14 protein-coding genes are annotated in these 16930 nt (G+C 72.8%); 9 read left to right on the top strand and 5 right to left on the bottom strand.

What is annotated here, in order from left to right; all coding sequences use genetic code 11:
- Positions 1 to 79 precede the first annotated feature (79 nt).
- Positions 80 to 1006: a macro domain-containing protein gene (locus ACFZB3_RS17805; protein WP_391376511.1), complete on the top strand. Its 927-nt coding sequence runs from the start codon at positions 80 to 82 to the stop codon at positions 1004 to 1006.
- A 69-nt stretch (positions 1007 to 1075) separates the two neighbouring features.
- Here ACFZB3_RS17805 and ACFZB3_RS17800 read toward each other — a convergent pair whose 3' ends face one another.
- From ACFZB3_RS17800 to ACFZB3_RS17790, 3 genes are read right to left on the bottom strand one after another with little or no spacing between them, the layout of a single operon-like run.
- Positions 1076 to 1780 (bottom strand): TIR domain-containing protein, encoded by a 705-nt coding sequence (locus tag ACFZB3_RS17800; protein WP_391376508.1) that lies wholly within the window; start codon positions 1778 to 1780, stop codon positions 1076 to 1078.
- A gap of 1 nt (position 1781) precedes the next feature.
- A complete protein-coding gene (locus tag ACFZB3_RS17795; protein ID WP_391376505.1) occupies positions 1782 to 3392 on the bottom strand; it encodes a hypothetical protein in 1611 nt (536 codons plus the stop codon).
- Between the two features lie 57 nt (positions 3393 to 3449).
- On the bottom strand, positions 3450 to 4202 hold the full coding sequence (locus ACFZB3_RS17790; protein WP_391376502.1) for a hypothetical protein: 753 nt from the start codon (positions 4200 to 4202) through the stop codon (positions 3450 to 3452).
- A 557-nt stretch (positions 4203 to 4759) separates the two neighbouring features.
- On the opposite strand from ACFZB3_RS17790, the gene ACFZB3_RS17785 reads away from it, so the two are divergent.
- The 8 genes from ACFZB3_RS17785 to ACFZB3_RS17750 all read left to right on the top strand — a co-directional run bounded on the left by ACFZB3_RS17785 (position 4760) and on the right by ACFZB3_RS17750 (position 14015).
- Positions 4760 to 5209 (top strand): HIT domain-containing protein, encoded by a 450-nt coding sequence (locus ACFZB3_RS17785; RefSeq protein WP_391376500.1) that lies wholly within the window; start codon positions 4760 to 4762, stop codon positions 5207 to 5209.
- 62 nt (positions 5210 to 5271) lie between these two features.
- Positions 5272 to 6588: a helix-turn-helix domain-containing protein gene (locus tag ACFZB3_RS17780; protein ID WP_391376497.1), complete on the top strand. Its 1317-nt coding sequence runs from the start codon at positions 5272 to 5274 to the stop codon at positions 6586 to 6588.
- A gap of 366 nt (positions 6589 to 6954) precedes the next feature.
- A complete protein-coding gene (locus ACFZB3_RS17775) occupies positions 6955 to 7566 on the top strand; it encodes a TIR domain-containing protein (RefSeq protein ID WP_391376494.1) in 612 nt (203 codons plus the stop codon).
- Positions 7563 to 9884, top strand: coding sequence for a hypothetical protein (locus tag ACFZB3_RS17770; protein ID WP_391376491.1), 2322 nt, complete (start codon positions 7563 to 7565; stop codon positions 9882 to 9884). Before ACFZB3_RS17775 ends, ACFZB3_RS17770 begins: the two co-directional genes overlap by 4 nt.
- 65 nt (positions 9885 to 9949) lie before the next feature.
- Positions 9950 to 10864, top strand: coding sequence for a hypothetical protein (locus tag ACFZB3_RS17765; RefSeq protein ID WP_391376488.1), 915 nt, complete (start codon positions 9950 to 9952; stop codon positions 10862 to 10864).
- Positions 10861 to 12111, top strand: coding sequence for an OmpA family protein (locus ACFZB3_RS17760; protein WP_391376485.1), 1251 nt, complete (start codon positions 10861 to 10863; stop codon positions 12109 to 12111). Before ACFZB3_RS17765 ends, ACFZB3_RS17760 begins: the two co-directional genes overlap by 4 nt.
- A 9-nt stretch (positions 12112 to 12120) precedes the next feature.
- Positions 12121 to 13581, top strand: a complete 1461-nt coding sequence (locus ACFZB3_RS17755) for a hypothetical protein (protein ID WP_391376482.1) — start codon at positions 12121 to 12123, stop codon at positions 13579 to 13581.
- Positions 13578 to 14015, top strand: a complete 438-nt coding sequence (locus ACFZB3_RS17750; RefSeq protein ID WP_391376479.1) for a hypothetical protein — start codon at positions 13578 to 13580, stop codon at positions 14013 to 14015. The genes ACFZB3_RS17755 and ACFZB3_RS17750 overlap by 4 nt, the downstream gene beginning before the upstream one ends.
- Before the next feature lie 87 nt (positions 14016 to 14102).
- Here ACFZB3_RS17750 and ACFZB3_RS17745 read toward each other — a convergent pair whose 3' ends face one another.
- Both ACFZB3_RS17745 and ACFZB3_RS17740 read right to left on the bottom strand, forming a co-directional pair.
- Positions 14103 to 16517, bottom strand: coding sequence for a DHA2 family efflux MFS transporter permease subunit (locus ACFZB3_RS17745; protein ID WP_391376476.1), 2415 nt, complete (start codon positions 16515 to 16517; stop codon positions 14103 to 14105).
- Between the two features lie 132 nt (positions 16518 to 16649).
- Entirely contained in the window at positions 16650 to 16823 is a 174-nt protein-coding gene (locus tag ACFZB3_RS17740; protein ID WP_391376473.1) for a hypothetical protein, read from the bottom strand.
- Positions 16824 to 16930 lie beyond the last annotated feature (107 nt).

The raw sequence follows: 16930 nt of genomic DNA, 5'->3' as shown, positions 1-16930 counted from the left end.
GCGTCGCCCCCCGGCGGTTCAACGTCACTCTGCGTCAGCCATAGTGACTGAAAGATTATCATGATGCCTTGGGGAATCCATGAGTTCGGGTGATTCCGCCGGACTGGACCCGATGAGCCCGATGGCCCCGATACGGCCCCGGAACGCCCTCCGGCGCGGTACGCGGCGTGCCCGGCAGGCCTTCGTGCGCGACACGATGGTGGCGTTCGGCGGGCTGTCCGCCGTGTCCCAGGTCGTGGGCCCGTTCGTGCCGTCCGGCGCGTCCGGCGCGGTCGTCGGGCTGTCGGTGGGCGCCTGCCTGGGCTGGGGACTGCTGCGGGCCCGACCGGCGGTCCGGGTGCGGCAGGACTTCCGGCGGCCCGAGATGACGGTGGTCGTCGAGACGGGCGACCTGTTCGACCAGCCGGCCCACCTCGTCGTCGGCTTCTGCGACACCTTCGACACCCTGTCGGCCGGCGGCCGGCTCATCAACGGCGACAGCGTGCAGGCCCAGCTCCTCGACCGCCGCTACGACGGCGACGTGCACCGCCTGGACGCGGAACTGGACGCGGCCCTCGCCCCGGCCGAACCCGTCGCCCGGGAGGCGCGGGCGGACAAGCCGCTCGGCAAGCTCGACCGCTACCCGGTCGGCACGGTGGCGGTGCTGGGCACCCGGCCGCGGCTGGTGTTCGGCGTGGCCTACAGCCGGATCGGCAACGACTACGTGGCCTCCTCCGGCGTGGAGGACCTGTGGCGGGGCCTGGCCGGGCTGTGGGACGCGCTGCGCGCCCACGCCCAGCTGGAGCGGGTGGCGATGCCGCTGGTCGGCTCCGGGCTGGCGCGCCTCGGCCATCTGGACCGGGACAGCCTGCTCCGGCTGGTCCTGATGTCCTTCGTGGCCCGCTCCCGGGAGGCCCCGATCTGCCGTGAACTGCGCGTCGTCGTACGGCCCGGGGAGCTGGAGGGCATCGACATGCGCGAGCTGGCCGCGTTCCTGGCCGCCCTGGCGTCGGGCCCGCAGCGGTAGCGCGTGAAGGAGGGTGAAGGAGGGGGTGCGGGCCCGCGGCCCGCACCCCCCTCCTTCACGTACGGCTGGTCAGGCCAGTCGGCGATAGGCCGCCAGATTCTCGAAGTACGACGTGTCACGCCAGTCCGGACGGGTGTCGTCGAGGTCGCACTCGGCACCCTTGAGGCGCTCGACGATCTTCGAGACGGCGGTCTCGGAGCCGTCGAAGCGGATCACGTTGCGGCCCCCGAGATCCGCGGCGGGCCGCACCTGGCCGACCTCCACGATGATCGTCCGCTCCGGGTAGGCCATCAGCGCCATGCCGAGCTCGATCAGCACGTTCTGGCGCGGCTGGCCGGTCAACCGGGTCTCGTGGGCGGGCTCGTTGTCGCCCAGCAGGTGCGGATGGAGCTTGGCGACGTCGTCCGGCGTGAGCAGCACGAGCGCCGCCTGCGCCTGCGACAGCGCCTTCTCGATGACCTCGCCGAGGAACGGCGCGGTCCCTCCGGTGCTGCGCACCAGCCGCTCCCACTCCAGCGGGCGCAGGTCGAGCCGGCGCAGCAGCCCGAACATGGCCGTGCGGACCTCCTCGTCCCGGCCGTGCACGACGAACACGCTGCGGCTGCGGCCGTAGTCCGCGCGGGCCTGTGCCGCCCGCGCCGCCTCCCGCTCGGCCTCCTGCTCGGCCGACCGCGCGTCCGGCTGCGGGGTGTTGTGGACGTTGTAGCCGAAGTCGCGCTGCTCGCCGCCGAAGAAGTTCTGGCTGTTGGCGCCGCCGGTGTTTCCCTGGCTCATGTCACGACCCAGCCTTTCCTGATGAACCGCCGCTTGAGGGCTGGTAGTTGTAGCCGAAGTTGCTCTGCTGGCCGCCGAAGAAGTTCTGGCTGTTGTCGCCCAGCAGGATGTTGGTCTGCGCGCGGTTGTGCTCCTCCAGGTCCACATCGTGCTCGTGGAGGAACGCACCGATGTTCTCCAGCAGCCGGCGCTCGACGATCTGCATGTACTTCACCGCGTCCGACTGCTGGAAGAAGTGGTGGTACGTCTCGCTGGTGGCCAGCTCCCGGACGCTCGCCAGCGCACCGCAGTTGCGCCAGCGGTTGACGTAGCGGCCGATCCGGAACTCGCTGGTGTCCGTCGCGCGGTCCGAGAGCAGCAGCGCGACCGCGGCCCGCCTCGCCCTGCTGACCCGCCAGGGCTCCGTCCACCGGGCCGCCCACCCCGGCAGGAACCGCTCCGGGACCAGCAGCAGCGGCCACAGCCACAGCGACATCCACCAGCGCACCATGGCCGTGAACATGTCCCACGCCACCCGCACCGCCAACCGCCCGTCGACGGAGCTCGGCAGCTGGTCCACGAGGTGGAAGTCCGCCACGAGCGGCCCGAGCACATAGGTGTAGAACTCGGTGTGCAGCGTGTCGCCCTTGATGTCGAACCCGACGAAGATCGAGGTCACCAGCTCCTCGTCCCACGACCCGACGCGCACGCACAGGTACTCGCGGGCCGCGTCGTAGTCCTCCCGCCAGTGGATGCCGGACAGGTCGTCCGCGCCGGGCAGGTCGGACCAGCCGGCGCCGGTGGTGCGGTCGTTGGTGCGGATCGCGGTGGTGAAGCGGCGCTGCTCGACGGTCAGCCCCTCGATCCGCTCGTCGGGGCCGGTCTCGTCGCGCAGGTCGGCCCGCAGCCGGGCGGCGACCTCGCTGGTGATCTCCGCCACGGTGAACGGGACGACCTGCCTGCGCTCGACGGTGTCGAGGTCGGGCGGGGTGCCGTCCGCGCTCTTGCGCGCCATGATCCGGGTCTTCGGGGCGCCGAGCAGCAACTGCGCGTTGGACCAGTCGCGCAGCGGCAGGCCCGCGCCGACGAAGGGCCGGTAGCCGCCGTAGAAGACCAGCCCGCTGCGGCCGGCCTGCTCGTGGTCGATCTTGCGGACGAGCGCGTCGGTCAGCCTGGGGTGCGCCGGGGAGGCGCCGTCGAAGCCGCCGTCCGGGCCGCTCTCCCGCACCCGGGTCATCAGCACCTGCAGGGTGGCTATCCGGCGCAGATAGGCCACCGCCCACGGCACCCAGCACAGCAGGACGACGCCGAGGAACCCGTTGAGCACCCCGTTGCTCAGCAGCACCAGGATCAGGACGTCCACGCCGGCCGCGACCGCCCACTGGATGCGGCGCAGCCGGCGCGCGGCGAGGGCGTGGGCGAGGACCGACACGGCGTCGTAGCCGTAGGAGGGCGCGACGACCCGCCACCGCCGGTGCAGCAGTTCCCGGATGACGGCGCGCCGGTAGCCGGGATGGAGGTAGGCGCCGGCGGACAGCAGCCGGGTGGCTCTGGTGCGCGCGTACGCGCGGTGTTCCGGCGGCTCCTGCGGTGCCGGGCCGGGAGGACTGGGGTCGAGTACCTGTGTGGCCATGGTGGTTCAGCGCTCCGCTCGTGCGGGCGCACCCCTGCGGGCACGCCCCGGTGGGTGTCAGCCGGTCTGGGTGGCCGTGCCGCTGGTGATCACGCCGTTCTGGACGGTGTAGGTGGCGTCGTACGACTTCGTCGTGCCGTCCGTCTGCAGCGCCTCGATGGTCACGTGCACCCGGTCGCCGGCCACGTCCACGACGGCGACGGTGTCCTGCTGGGTGGTGGCGTAGCCCGAGACGAAGCTGTCGTAGCTGGAGTCGAGGTTCTTGCCGCCGAGGGACCAGGCGGTCCGGTAGTCGCGGGCGCTGATCGCCGCGAAGTAGGCGGTGACGACGGCGCCGGGTCCGCCGGTCGCGGTCGCGCTCGGGGTGGCGGTGGCGGTGTCCGTCGGGTAGCCGTAGTAGCCGTCGGTCGCGGTCGCCGCGGGGGTGTCGGTGTCGCCGTACGGCCAGGCGGACGCCGTGGCCGGGTCGGTATAGGCCGGCTGGTCGTCCGTACCGGCCGTACTGCCGCCGCCCGAGCCGGCGGTGTCCGAGCCGGAGGTGCCGGAACCGGTGGTGCCCGAGCCGAAGAAGCCCGAGCCGGAGCCGGAGCCGGATGTTCCGGACGACGACCCGGACGACCCTCCGGCCAGGCCGCCGATCAGGGCCAGGAGCAGGGCGAGCAGCAGGGGCGTGGCGATGACCACGAGCCCCCAGGTGCGGGCGGGGCCGCCCGGCGGTATCAGCCCCGGGGCCTGGTAGGTGGGCGGCGCGCGATGGGTGGACGGCGGGTCGGGACGCCGGGCGGGCGGCGCCGGCTCTGCATCGGTCATGGGGTTCTCCAGCGGTGACGGCAGTGCACCGCGCCCCGCCCCGGCCGTCCCGAGCAGACGGTGAACAGCGGGGCAGGGCAAGGCGGTTGACGCCTACGAGGTGACCAGCGCCACCGCTTCCGTGGCCAGAACCGATCTGCTTCCGATCCGCTTCCGGGCCGCTACCCGCTCCTTCGGGCCACCACTGGCATCCCGGTGATACCCCGGTTCCCCGCCCGCCGCGGGGCCGGCGCAGGATCCGGCCACCGGCTCCCGCGCGTTGGCCCCTCGGGCGCGGGGGCGCACCGGTACCGGGAACGGATCGTCGGCGCCCGGCCGTTGGACCTGTCGGGTGAGCGCCCGGCCGCCGGTGCCGCAGACCCTGTTCCGGGGCCCCGGCGGTGCGGAGACGGGTGACGTGTCCAGTCGTGCGTGCCCGGGGTATGCCTTGCGGCACGGCCGGAGGCCGGTCGTTCGGCGCCCGCCGTGCGGCCGCTCCGCCGGCCGGACGGACGGGCCTGCCGCGCGGAGTCCGAGCCGGTGCCCCGCCATCGCATGCAAGCCCGAGGAAGCGGAACGTGACGATAGACGCAACAGAGGTCCCCGGCGAGAGACTCGTGGACACCGGCCGGGCCTCGCCCGAGAACTGCCCGTTCTGCGCCATCGTGGCCGGACGTGCCCCGGCCCGGGTCGTCCGGCGCTGGCCGGACTCCCTGGCCATCGTGCCGCTGTCCGCGGTCACGGCGGGCCACACGCTGGTCATTCCCAAGACCCATGTCGCCGACGTCGGAGTCGATCCGGCCGTGTCCGCGGCCACAATGCGCCGCGCTGCCGAACTGGCGGCCGAATTCGGCGCGTGCAACATCATTACGTCGCGCGGAGAACTGGCCACCCAGTCGGTATTCCATCTGCATCTGCACCTCCTTCCGCGTCGCCATCAGGACGGACTCGCACTGCCGTGGGCGGCCGGACCTGAGCGTCATGATTCCGCCGGGCCCCATGTGTTTCAGCCATCGGGTATTGGATAAGACGAGAGTATTACTGCGGGGGTGCGGGAGTCCGGGGAGATCTTCCGTTCCCGAAGGGGGGCATGATGCAGGCAATTTCCTTTGGCGCGGAGTTACGCAAGCGCCGGGTCGCATCCGGTCGATCGCTCGACGACCTCGCTCGGGCGATCAATTATTCGAAAGCGCATTTGAGTAAAGTCGAGCGCGGGCAGAAGAATGCCAGTCCGGATTTCGCGCGGGCCTGCGACCGGGCGCTGGGGGCCGACGGCCGGCTGAACGCCCTGCTCCCGGCCAGGAGCACGTCCGGCCCCGCCACGTCCGAAGCGCCGACCGAATGGTCCATGCCCTGGGTGCTGCGCATGTCGGTCGACCGGGGGAACGACTTCGTGGCCTACGACGAGAAGGCCTTCGCCGACCCGTCCAGCACCCCCGCGGTGATGTCCTGGCGGCTCGCCTCGTCCTCGGCGTTCGACGGCGAGTGCAGGGAGGCGCTCGCGTACTTCTCGTCGCTGTTCGCCGAGTGCCGGAACCTCGGTCAGTCCTTCGGCCCGGCGGTCGTCACCCAGATCCTCGTCACCGCGATGAACGCGCTGCGCGGCCTCGCCTGCGGCGCCTCGTGCGAAGCCGACCGGGCGGCGGCGCTGCGGCTGGCCGCCCGGTACGCCGAGTACACGGGATGGATGACCCAGGAGGCCGGTGACGAGCGGGCCTCGCTGTGGTGGACCGACCGCGCCGTGGCGCTCGCCGACGCGGGCGGCGACACCGAGTTCGCCGCCTACACCCTGGTCCGGCGGGCCGACGTCGCGCTGTACCGGATGGACGGGCGGGCCACCGTGGAGTACGCGCGCACCGCTGAGGAACGGTCGCGCAGCACCCGCATCCGGGGCCTGGCCGCCCAGCGCAGGGCCCAGGGGCACGCTCTGCTGGGCGAGGACGCCGCGTGCTTCCGGGCCCTGGACCGGGCCGCCGAACTCATGGCACGGGCGGCCCGTGACCACGAGTCGGACCCGTCCGCCGCCGGTACCGAGCCGGTGATCGGCAGCATGCACCTCGCCGGACTCGCCGACTTCGTCGCCGGATGGTGTCTGCACGACCTCGGGCGTACGACCGAGGCCGTGGGCCGTCTCGCGGGCGGCCTCGACGCCGTCCCGATACGGGCTCGCAGGGCGAGGGCCCGGTACGCGGCCCGGCTCGCCCTGGCCCTCGCCGAGGCGGGAGAGCTGAAACCCGCCTGCGCGGTGGTGGAGGCGGTGACCTCCTCGGTGTCGGTGGTCGACTCGGCCACCATCCGCGCCGATCTCCAGCGGCTGGCCCGCCGGCTCAACCGCTGGCCGCGCGATCCGGACGCCCGGTCTGCCGCCGGCCGTATCGCCGAGGCCCTGCACACCACGGGCGGCTGACCGCGGCCCGCTGCAACACCACGGGCGGCCGGCCGCGGCCCGCTGTCCGGTCGCGCTCCCATGCCCGTCCGGGACGCGTGGTCGCTGGCCGGATCCACCCTTTCCCACCGCATCTCCACCACGGCACGGAACGGAACGGTGACTTGCTGTTCCCGGCCGGCGGCGTACCGGGAAACGCGCCGCCGCCTGCCGTCCTGCCTCGTCTCCGGGGCCGGACGAGTGTTCCGTTTCCCTGGGAAATGGGGCCAGGGAAACGCATTGACCCACTCTTCCCATGCTGAAAATCTCGCCAGACACAGGCATGTCGCCGGACTGCCGGCGACAGGTCGGAAAGCGCTCTGCGCACCACCAGTGAGGAGTCACCCGATGGCCAAAATTTTCATCAACTACAGGACGGGTGACGGGGAGCGGGCCCCTGAACTCGTGGACGAACGGCTCGTGGACGTCTTCGGCGAGGGAAATGTATTCCGGGACCGCCGGGCGATGAGTCCGGGGACGGATTTCCCCGACCATCTCCGCCGGGAACTGGAGTCGTGCGTCGTTTTCCTCAGCCTGATCGGGCCGCGCTGGCTCGACATCCGCGACGAGAAGACCGGCATGCGCAGGATCGACGTGCCGAAGGACTACGTTCACGACGAGATCGCGACCGCCCTCGCGCTGAACAAGATCGTCATTCCGGTGCTGCTGGACGCGGCCCTGCCCCGGGCGGAGGAACTCCCCCCGGCCCTGGTCGGACTGACCAACCGTCAGTTCATGTACCTGCGTGAGGGATACGCCCATCACGACCTGGACATCCTCACCGGCGAACTCCGGCGGCACGTGCCCGAGAAGGCGCCGGAGCAGAGGCGCGACGCGGGGGCCGGCTTCACCGTGGGTCCCTACGCCCAATTCACCCGGAGCCCGGTCGGGATCAACCCGGTCTACAACGAGAACGCGGCCTCCGGTGCCCAGGACGGCGACGGAAGGCGGCCGGCGTGAACGATCAGGCAGGGGAGGAGCCGGCGCCGGAACCCTCGGAGACCCCCACGCCCGCCCCGGAGGTACCGGACGCCCCGGACGCCGCCGGACCGGCCGGGGCGTCCGGGAACGGGGAGCGCGCCCCCGACGGCGACGCCTCGCCGCCCGCCGATCCGGCGGCCGGAGCCGGACGGCCGCAGGCCGAGCAGGGCGGGAAGCGGTCCGCCGCCGACGGTCCGCAGGCCCCGGCCGACGGCAAACCCGCGCCCGAACAGCCGGTCTCCTTCGAGGAGTCCAGCGCCGTCCGGGAACGCCACAGCCTCATCAAGTCCAACCGCAGCCCCGTCAGCCTCGGCCCGAACGGGAACGCCGTCTACATCGAGAGCATGTACGGCGCGGAGGGCGGTCCGCACCGGACCAAGGTCCAGGCGGTCCCCTTCCCCGAGGACGTCGTCACGGCGATCTACGTCCCCGTCCCCGGTCAGGACGAACTGGAGAGCAGCCTCGAACAGCACCACGTGATCGTGCTGTACGGCGAGGAGGGCACCGGCCGGCGGGCCACCGCGACGGCCGCCCTCACCCGGTGCAGCCGGCCCCGGTACGCCGTCAGCACGCTCCACCGCGAGGACGCCGACGTGGTCCAGGGCGTCTGCGAACAGGCGGCCGACGTGCTGGAGAAAGGGCACGGGTACCTGGTGGAGGCGGGTGCCCGGCCCGTCACCAAGCAGACGCTGGACCGCCTGGCCCAGCTGGCGGTCCAGGCGGACGCGTACCTGGTCGTCACCGGCCCGCAGTCCGGCTTCCCCGGCACGGCCGGCGACGCCCGCGTCTTCGAACACCACGGGCCCGACGCCCTGCGGGTGCTCGAAGCGCATCTCACGGCCCTGGTCACCCGCCACCGGCTCCGCTGCCGACGCGACGAGGAGGACGGCGGGCCGCGGTGCGACACGGGCAGCGTGGCACGGTTCCTCGACCGGGTGACCGGCGACGAACAGCTGAAGAGCACGGTGGGGCTGGCCCGCTCGGTGACCGGAGTCGTCCAGCTGGCCCGGGTCCTGACGGAGAACATCCACGCTCCGGACGAGGACCTCGGGGATGTCATCGGCCGCTGGCGCGACTGGCTGCGGCTGCTCGCCAGGGAGATGCTCGGGCTGGACGCCGGGCGGGACGACACCGGGATGCCGGCCCCTCATCACCAGGCGTTCCGGATCACCTACGCGTTCTTCAACGGACACCCGCTGTCCGACGTCGTCGAGGCGGGCGACCTGCTCAGCCGGATCATGCTGCCCCACTTCGGAGTCGCGGACGAGGACCTCGTCCGCGACATGGCCGAGCAGAACATCAACCGGCTCGTACCCCAGGAGATGCGGGCCTCCGAGGTCGCCGCGGCCGACGCCCGGAGCACCTTCCGGCAGGCGTTGCTGGTGCACGACCAACTGCTGCACGCCATGCTGGAGAGCACCTGGGACGCCTACAGCCGGCTGCGCATGCCGCTTCTGGACTGGCTCGATCTCCTGGTCGGCGGACGCGGTCCAGGCCGGGAACGCGTCCGGGTCCGGGTCGCCCAGCTGGTCGGCCTCCTCATGGGGAACGACTTCGACTTCGTCTACCAGCGGTGCGTCGGTCCCTGGGCCAGGTCGGACTCCGGTGTGCGCCGGGTGTGCGCCGCCCTGGCGCTGGAGATGGCCGCGGCCGAGGGCGGTGCGGCGGACCGGGTCGCCTCCCGGGTGCAGGACTGGGCGCGCAGCCCCGGCATGGCCTTGCAGGACAGTGCGGCCAAGGCCTACGGGACGTCGATAGGCCTGCGCGACGTACCGGCCACCCTCGCCGAGCTGGGCAGGCTCGGCCGGAAGCCCGAGCAGGCCGGCTTCAGCTCGATCGCCTTCTCCACGGCCTGGCTGTTCCTGGCCGGCCGGGTGGACGAGGTGATGGCCGAACTCGACGGCTGGGCGACGGCGCGGGACGAGTACCTGCCGCGGCATGCCGTCCGCACCATGCTCGCCCTGGGCCGGTACACGGTCGGCGCGGACCGGACGGGCCGGCCCGCCCTCGCCGAACTCGCGCTGGCGGACGACAGGCACGCCGAACTGCTCGTCACGCTCCTGAAGCGCGCCCTGATCTCCAGGGAGACCTCCACCCGGGCCTGGAACCTGCTGGCCCGCTGGCTGCCGGACGCGGACGGCACGGACAACGAGGACCTCGCCACGCTCTACGAGTCCCTCGCCCCCCGGATCTTCACCGGTCCGCTGACCGGACGCGCCCGGTTCCATCTGCAGCTGGTCTGGCTGCCGCGCCACAAGAACTCCACGACACTCCGACGCGTCCTGGCCGCCGTCTGACCGCCGCCGCCCGGTCCGTCGCCTTTCGATCAACCACCGCCGACCGACAACGAAGGGATACCTCGATGACGAACACACGCAAGAAGGGGCTGTTCGCCCGGTGGCGTGACTGGTGGCGTGACCGCCGCCGGCGCAGGAACGACGCGCCCACGACCACCGCCGCCGCCGCGGAGCAGGTGGCCGAATGGGAATCGCCCGCACTCGGCTCCGTGGAGCCGGTCCGGCCCGAGGCCTACGCCGAACTGGCGCCCGCGGCCGAGCCGTTGCTGCTCGCGGCGGAGGGCGACGTCTTCGAGTTCCAGGTGCTGCCCCACTTCCGCTGGCACAGCCGCGACATGCCGGTCGAGCAACTGCGCCGGCGGGCCGGCACGCTGTCGGCCGAAGCGCGCGACGAACTCCTCAAGAGGTCCTGGTCACTGGCCCGCACCTGCGACCCCGTCGACCCGGTCAAGGCCGAGAAGCTGATCAACTCCGAGCTCTCCGACGGCTGGTGCTACGAGGACGAGGAGGGACTCGTCAAGTGCCGTCCCACGGTCCGGATCCGGATCGACCCGGCCCTGCGCGACCGCATGCGGCCCGCCCGGCTGGAGGCCCAGGCCATGAAGGAGGCCCTGGACCTGGGACTGCTCAAGGCGGCACACGCCAGGCAACTCACCGACGAATGGCTCCAGGTGATCGCGACCCTGGAGAAGTCGGGCGAACTCACCCCGGCGCAGCGCCAGTTCCTGCTCCCCTTCGCCGCGGCCCTCGCCGACGGCGACTTCGCCGCCGCGACCGACGCCCTGCGGACCGTGCGCCGCACGGGTGCCGTCGCCCTGGCCAACGTTCTCGACCAGGCCACCAAGAACCACGAGCAGATCGGGCTCTTCGAGTTCGCCAACGCCTACGACAAGGCCGCGAACAGCTTCCGCCAGCAGATGGGACTCACCCCCTTCTCCTGGATCCTCGACGCGCCGGAACCACCGGAGGCGACGCCGTGAGGGGAGCACACCCGGTCAGGACCCTCGGGTCCGCACTCCTCCTGCCGGCGGTCGTGGCCGGACTGCTGTCCGGCTGCGGGGCGGGCCCGGGCCGGGAGGCGGCCTCCTGCGGCTGGATGCGGAAGGCCGCGGACGGCGCGTCCCCCGGTCGGCAGGGCCACACGGTGATCCTCGTCGACGCCTCGTCGTCGGTGCGCGGTACGACCCCGGCGGCCGGCGGCGTCGACCAGACGGCCGCCGTCGAACAGCGGATACCCCACTGGCTGGAGGGGGTCGGGACGGTGTCCGTCGCCACCTTCGGCGGTACCGCGCACGACGTCCGGTGGATCGCGAGGGACTGGGCCGCCAAGCCCGCCGACGGCGGCAACGGGACCAACCGGCAGCGGCACGCCGCGTCCGTACCGGGCTGTGTCGCGGACGCGGTGGCCGAGGCGCAGTCCACGGTGCCCGTCCACGGCGGCAGCGATGTGCTCGGGGCCCTGCGGGAGGCCGGCACCTTCCTCGCCGACAGCAAGGGGATACGCAGGCTGGTCGTCCTCACCGACGGTCTGTCCACGACCGGCTGTGCCGATCTGCGGGACGCCGGTTTCGAGGGGACCCTGGAGACCGACGCGATCGTGCAGGGCTGCTCGGCCGACAAGGAGGTGACGTCCCGGACGCTGGCCTCCGTGGAAACCGTGTTCGTGGGGCTGGGGGAGACGGCGAACGCGGAGCCCCAGGCCTCGCCCGCGCAGGCGGCCTGGCTCGACGGACTCTGGCAGGGGCTCTGCGCGGCCGCCCATCCCAAGCCGGGCGAGCCCGACGACTGCGCGGTGACCCGGGCAGGGGCGGACCGGCCGGTCAGCGCGAAGACGTCCCCGCGGCGCCCCGGCGACCCGGCCGTCGAGTTCCCGGAGCGCACCTGGAAGCAGGCCGGGGCCAGGGCGCTGTTCGACCCGAACTCCCCGGTCCTGCGGTCCGCCGCCCTCCCGCAGCTGGCCAGGATCGCCGTCCAGGTCCGGAGCCTGGACGGGGCGCGCGTCCGGGTCCTCGGCTACGTCGATCCGCGCGGTGGCTCGGCCAACAACCGGACGCTGTCGCAGGCCCGCGCGGACGCCGTGAAGAACGAGCTCGAACGGCTCGGGGTGAGCGGGGTGACCGCCGTCGGCAAGGGGGTCCCCGTCGGGTGCCCCGGAGCGGCGGACGACCTCGGGACGGAACAGAAACTGCAGTGCGACCGCCGGGTCGACATCGTGGTCGTCCGGTGAGGGGGACAGATGAACGCAGAGAACGGCCGCGCGGCACGTAACGGCGCGGTGCTGGGCGCGGCGAAGGACTGCCCGGGCGGGCAGGACGCGGAGGAGGCACCGCCCGTCCGCCTGGTCGACCGTACGGACAGCCGCGAACGAGCCGTACTGATGGGGGCGTTCAGCGCCGGCAACGCCCTTCTCGTCGACGACCGGGCCGGCTTCGGCGCGGCCTGCGCGGCCGTCGTCAGGTCCGCGCAGCGGGTGGAGGGCGCCATCGCGGCGGTCGACCGGTTCCGGCGCATCGGGGGAGCGCTGCCGGCCGTACCGGAGGCACCCGTCGCCGTGGTGCCGGAGACCGCCGGTACCGAGGACGCGCCGGTGCGGACCGGGCCGGCCCGGCGGCCCCGGGTCGCCGGGATGTGGCGCCGGCTGGTCTGGCCCGTGACCGGTGCCGGGGCGGTCTTCGACGCCGCCTTCATGGGCTCGGTGATCCAGCAGATACTCGACGTCGGCGCGGGCTCGTTGCAGTACTGGCTGGCGTACCTGCCCGGCCTGGCCATCGCGGTCTGCCTGCTGGCCGCCGGAACGTTCCTCGCCGAGCGCACGGCCTCCGTACGGGCGGCCCGCGCGGACGCCGGGGCCGACCGCGGCGGCCGGTACTGGTGGCGTCCGCTGGTGGTGCCCTGGCTGCTCACCCTGGCCCTCCTCGGACTCATCGTCGTCTGCGGTGTGGTGCGGGTCCTGATCGCGACCGAGGAGTCCGACGACAGCTATCTGGCGCTGTTCCAGCCGGTCGTCGTGGTGCTCCTGCTGCTTCTCGGCGCCGCTGCCGTGGCCACGAAGCTGCTCTCGCACGACCCCGAGGCGGCGGCCGACGCCGAGCAGGCCAGGCTCACGCGGAAGGCGGAGAAGGCGAGGCGCAAGCGGGACCGGGCCGCGGTGACGGAACGGCGGGTACGCGCCGAGACCGCGGAGAAGGCGCTGCGCAAGCGCATGAAGGCCGCCGACGGGCTGGGCGACGAGGCACGGGAGGCGCTGGTGGCCCATGTCACGGCCTGGTTCGCGCTCAAGGCCTCGCTCGACGCGGCGGAACTCGGCGCCCGCAGGCACGTCGAGGACGCGGCGACCGGCCTCGTGGAGGAACGGGCGCGCACGGGCAGGGCCGGCACGTTCGAGTTCCCGCTGCGCACGGCCGAATGGCCCCCGGAGCGGGTCCCCAGGATCCGCTGCGCTCCGCGGGGTGTGTTCATGCCGGCACCGTCCGGGGACGGGCCGAAGATCCGGCTGGACCTGCTCGCCGAGGCACAGGGGGTGCTCGAGAAGCACCACCCCGACGAATTCTCCCGCCGCCTGGACGACTCCCTCGGGAAACTCAACCGCCAGTGGGGAGCCGACGACCCGGCCGACGACGCGGCCGACGAGACGGTCGACGACCCGGCCGACGGCGCGGCCGACGACCCGGCCGACGGCACGGAGGCGGCTGAATGAGCACCGTGTCGCAGGTCCCCGACGAGGCCAGGGTGAAGTACCTGGAACTGCTCCAGGCCGTCATCACCCGCTTCGGCACGAACTCGTTCCTGGTCAAGAGCTGGTCCTTGGCCGTCAGCGGGGGTCTGGTCACCGTCGCTGCGGGGGGCGCCGGATGGGCCGTGGCGTTGATCGCCCTGGTGACGACCCTGGGCTTCTGGCTGCTCGACACCTACTACCTGGAACAGGAACGCCTGTTCCGCTCCCTGTACGACCGCTCCCTGGCGCCCGAGTCCGGTCAGGTCCCCTTGTTCAGCATGGACGTGGAACGCTACGCGCAGTCCGTTCCCTGGCGCGTGGTCGCCCTGTCCCGCACCATGAGGCTGTTCTACGGCACGTTCGCCCTGGCCGACGCGGCAGCCGCCGTCGTCCTGGTCACCAGGTCCCAGCGGTGACCTGATCCCGCGTCGACCGGGTCGGCAGCCGGTGCGGGACGCCGGGCCGGGGCCTCCGAGACGCCACGCCTTCCCGCCGGCCGGGTGTCAGCCCAGCGGTCCGGGCTGCCGGGTGCTCTCCTGGCCGGTCTCCTCGTGGGCGAGGTAGAGGTCGAAGCCGTCCTGCCCGGTGCCGTTCAGCCGGACCGGGGCGGCCACCGGCGGGTAGCCGGAGGCGACCACCGTGTACTCGGTGCCGGGCAGGTCGGGGAAGGCGTACTCGCCGTCCTCGCCGGTGGTGCGGGAGGCGACCACGTTGCCGGCGGAGTCCAGCAGGGCCACCCGGGCGTCGTTCAGGGGCGAGCCGTTCCTGCCCCGGACGGTGCCGCGGACCGCGGCGGCCGGAGCGAGCAGGATGTCCTGGGCGGCCCCGGTCTCCCCGACGGTCACCACGACGGCGGTGGGCCGGTGGCCCTCGGCGCTCACGGTCAGGACGTACTCCCCGGCGACCAGTTCGCCGAGACGGTAGCCGCCGTCGGCGTCGGTGACCGTGGAGTCCGCCACCTCGCCGAACGCGTCGGTCGCGACCACCAGGGCTCCGGTCACCGGGAGGCCGCCGGAGCGGACGTTGCCGGTCATGCCGGTGGTGCCGGCCAGCACCAGGTTGTACTCGACCGGGAAGCCGCCCACCGTGAGGGTGGCCACCTGCGGCTGGCGCCCGGCGGCCGAGCCGACCAGGACGTACGGGCCCGGGCCCGGGACGGCCACCGCGTAGTGGCCGGCGGCGTCGGCGACGGCGTGGCCGAGCTGCCGCCCCGTCGGGTCGATCAGCGTGACCACGGCGCCCGGTGCCGGCACCCCGCCGCCGGCCGCCAGGACCCGGCCGCTCACCGTCAGGCCGGCCGGATCCGGCAGACCCGTGGCGGTCGCGGTCCGGGGCTGGACCAGGGGCACGGCCTCGGCCGTGCCGTCCTCCTCGGAGGTGGCGCGGGGGGCGCTGTCCACGGCCTGCGCCTGCGCGGTCGGGCTGCCCTTGCGGTAGAGCACCGCCGCGAGGACGGCCGCCACGACGAAGAAGCCGGCCGCCCACCAGTAGGCGGTGGCGTAGCTGTGCAGCGCCGCGTTGGCCTTCACCAGCGGGGTCACTGGGTGGTGGTCCTTGACGTAGTCGGAGGCCGAGGTCGCCGCCAGGGTGGAGAACAGCGCGGTGCCGATGGAGCCGCCGACCTGCTGCATGGTGTTGGTGGTCGCCGAGGCGACGCCCTGGTCCTGCGGAGCGACGCCGAGGGTGGCCAGGCTCATCGCGGGCGGCATCACCATGCCGATACCGGCGCCCATGATCAGCAGCGGTGCCAGCACGTCCGAGGTGTAGGCCGAGTGCAGGTCGAGCCGGGTGAGCCAGACCATGCCGGCGGCCGCGAGCAGCGCGCCGACCGGGACGATCGGCTTGGCGCCGATCCGGGGCACCACGACGATGGTGGCCAGCTGCGCGAAGACCATCAGCGCCCCGATCATCGGGAGGAAGGCCAGACCGGTCTTGACCGGCGAGTAGTGCAGCGTCTCCTGCAGGTAGTAGGTCAGGAACAGGAAGATCCCGAACATGCCCGCGCCGGTGACGAACACCGAGAGGTAGGCGGCCGCGCGGTTGCGGTCGGCCAGTACCCGCAGCGGCAGCAGCGGATGGTCGGTCCGGGTCTCCCAGAACGTGAAGAGAGCGAGCAGTACGCCGCCGGCGGCCAGGAAGGCCCAGACCATCCAGTTGCCCCACGGGTGGGTCTCGGCGTTGGCGAAGCCGTACACCACCGAGAACATGCCGCCCGCGGCGAGGACGGTACCCAGCGTGTCCAGCCGGGGGCGCTCGGCCTTCGCGGGCCGGCGGACGAACACGACCGTGCCGATCACCGCGACGACCGCGATCGGCAGGTTGACGTAGAGGGTGTACCGCCAGTTCAGGTGCTCGGTCAGCAGGCCGCCCAGCAGCAGGCCGATCGCACCGCCGCTGCCGGCGATCGCACCGTAGACGCCGAAGGCCTTGGCACGCTCCTTGGCGTCGGTGAAGGTCGTGGTCAGCAGGGACAGCGCGGCGGGCGCGAGCAGCGCGCCGAACACACCCTGCACCGCCCGGCCGACGATCAGCATCGTCAGGTTCTGCGAGACGCCGGCCAGCGCGGAGGCACCGGCGAACCCGATGAGGCCGATCAGCAGGGTGGTCTTGCGGCCGAAGAAGTCCGCGAGCCGGCCGCCGAGCAGCAGCAGGGAACCGAACGCCAGCGAGTAGGCGGTGACCACCCACTGCCGGCCGTCGTTGGAGAAGCCCAGGTCGCGCTGGGCGGACGGCAGCGCGATGTTCACGATCGTCGAGTCGAGCACCACCATCAGCTGGGCGAGGCCGATCACGGCCAGCACCATCCACCGGTGCGGTGCCTGGTGCCTGGCACCGCGGACGGACGGGGACTGGGCCGGTACGACGCCGGCGGGCGCGCCGGCGGAGTCGAGGTCGAGGTCGACAGAAGTGGATGACATCAGGGGGCTCTCCGGAAGCGGGCGGATCATGTGCTGGTGAGCACCGGAGGAATCACGGTGTCCAGGAAGTGCGTGAGGTGGTCGGCGTCGCCTCGCGGCGTTCCCCGAGGGGCCGGGCGAGGGCCGCGCCGGTCAACAGGTGCGGGAGCGGGTGCGGGGCAGGTGCGGGAGGCGGGCGGCCGCGGGGGAGCCCGGCGGGATCTCGCCGCGGGCCACGGCCCGCTCACCGGTCTCCCGCAGCGTTCTCGGCTCCGGTTCGACGAAGGGCGTCGCCCCGGTTTCCGCAGCTGCCTGTGGAGTGCCCATCCGACGACACCTCTTTCCTGAGCCTCGGGGCCGGCGGCCCACTAACTGATCGAAACCGTTTCGTACACTTGGAGGCTAGGCATTCCGCGAGCGAAATGCAAAGGATT

The organism is Streptomyces sp. NPDC008092 (assembly GCF_042957285.1).
In the GTDB taxonomy this organism is placed as follows: domain Bacteria; phylum Actinomycetota; class Actinomycetes; order Streptomycetales; family Streptomycetaceae; genus Streptomyces.
This window is presented reverse-complemented; position numbering and strand designations above follow the sequence as displayed.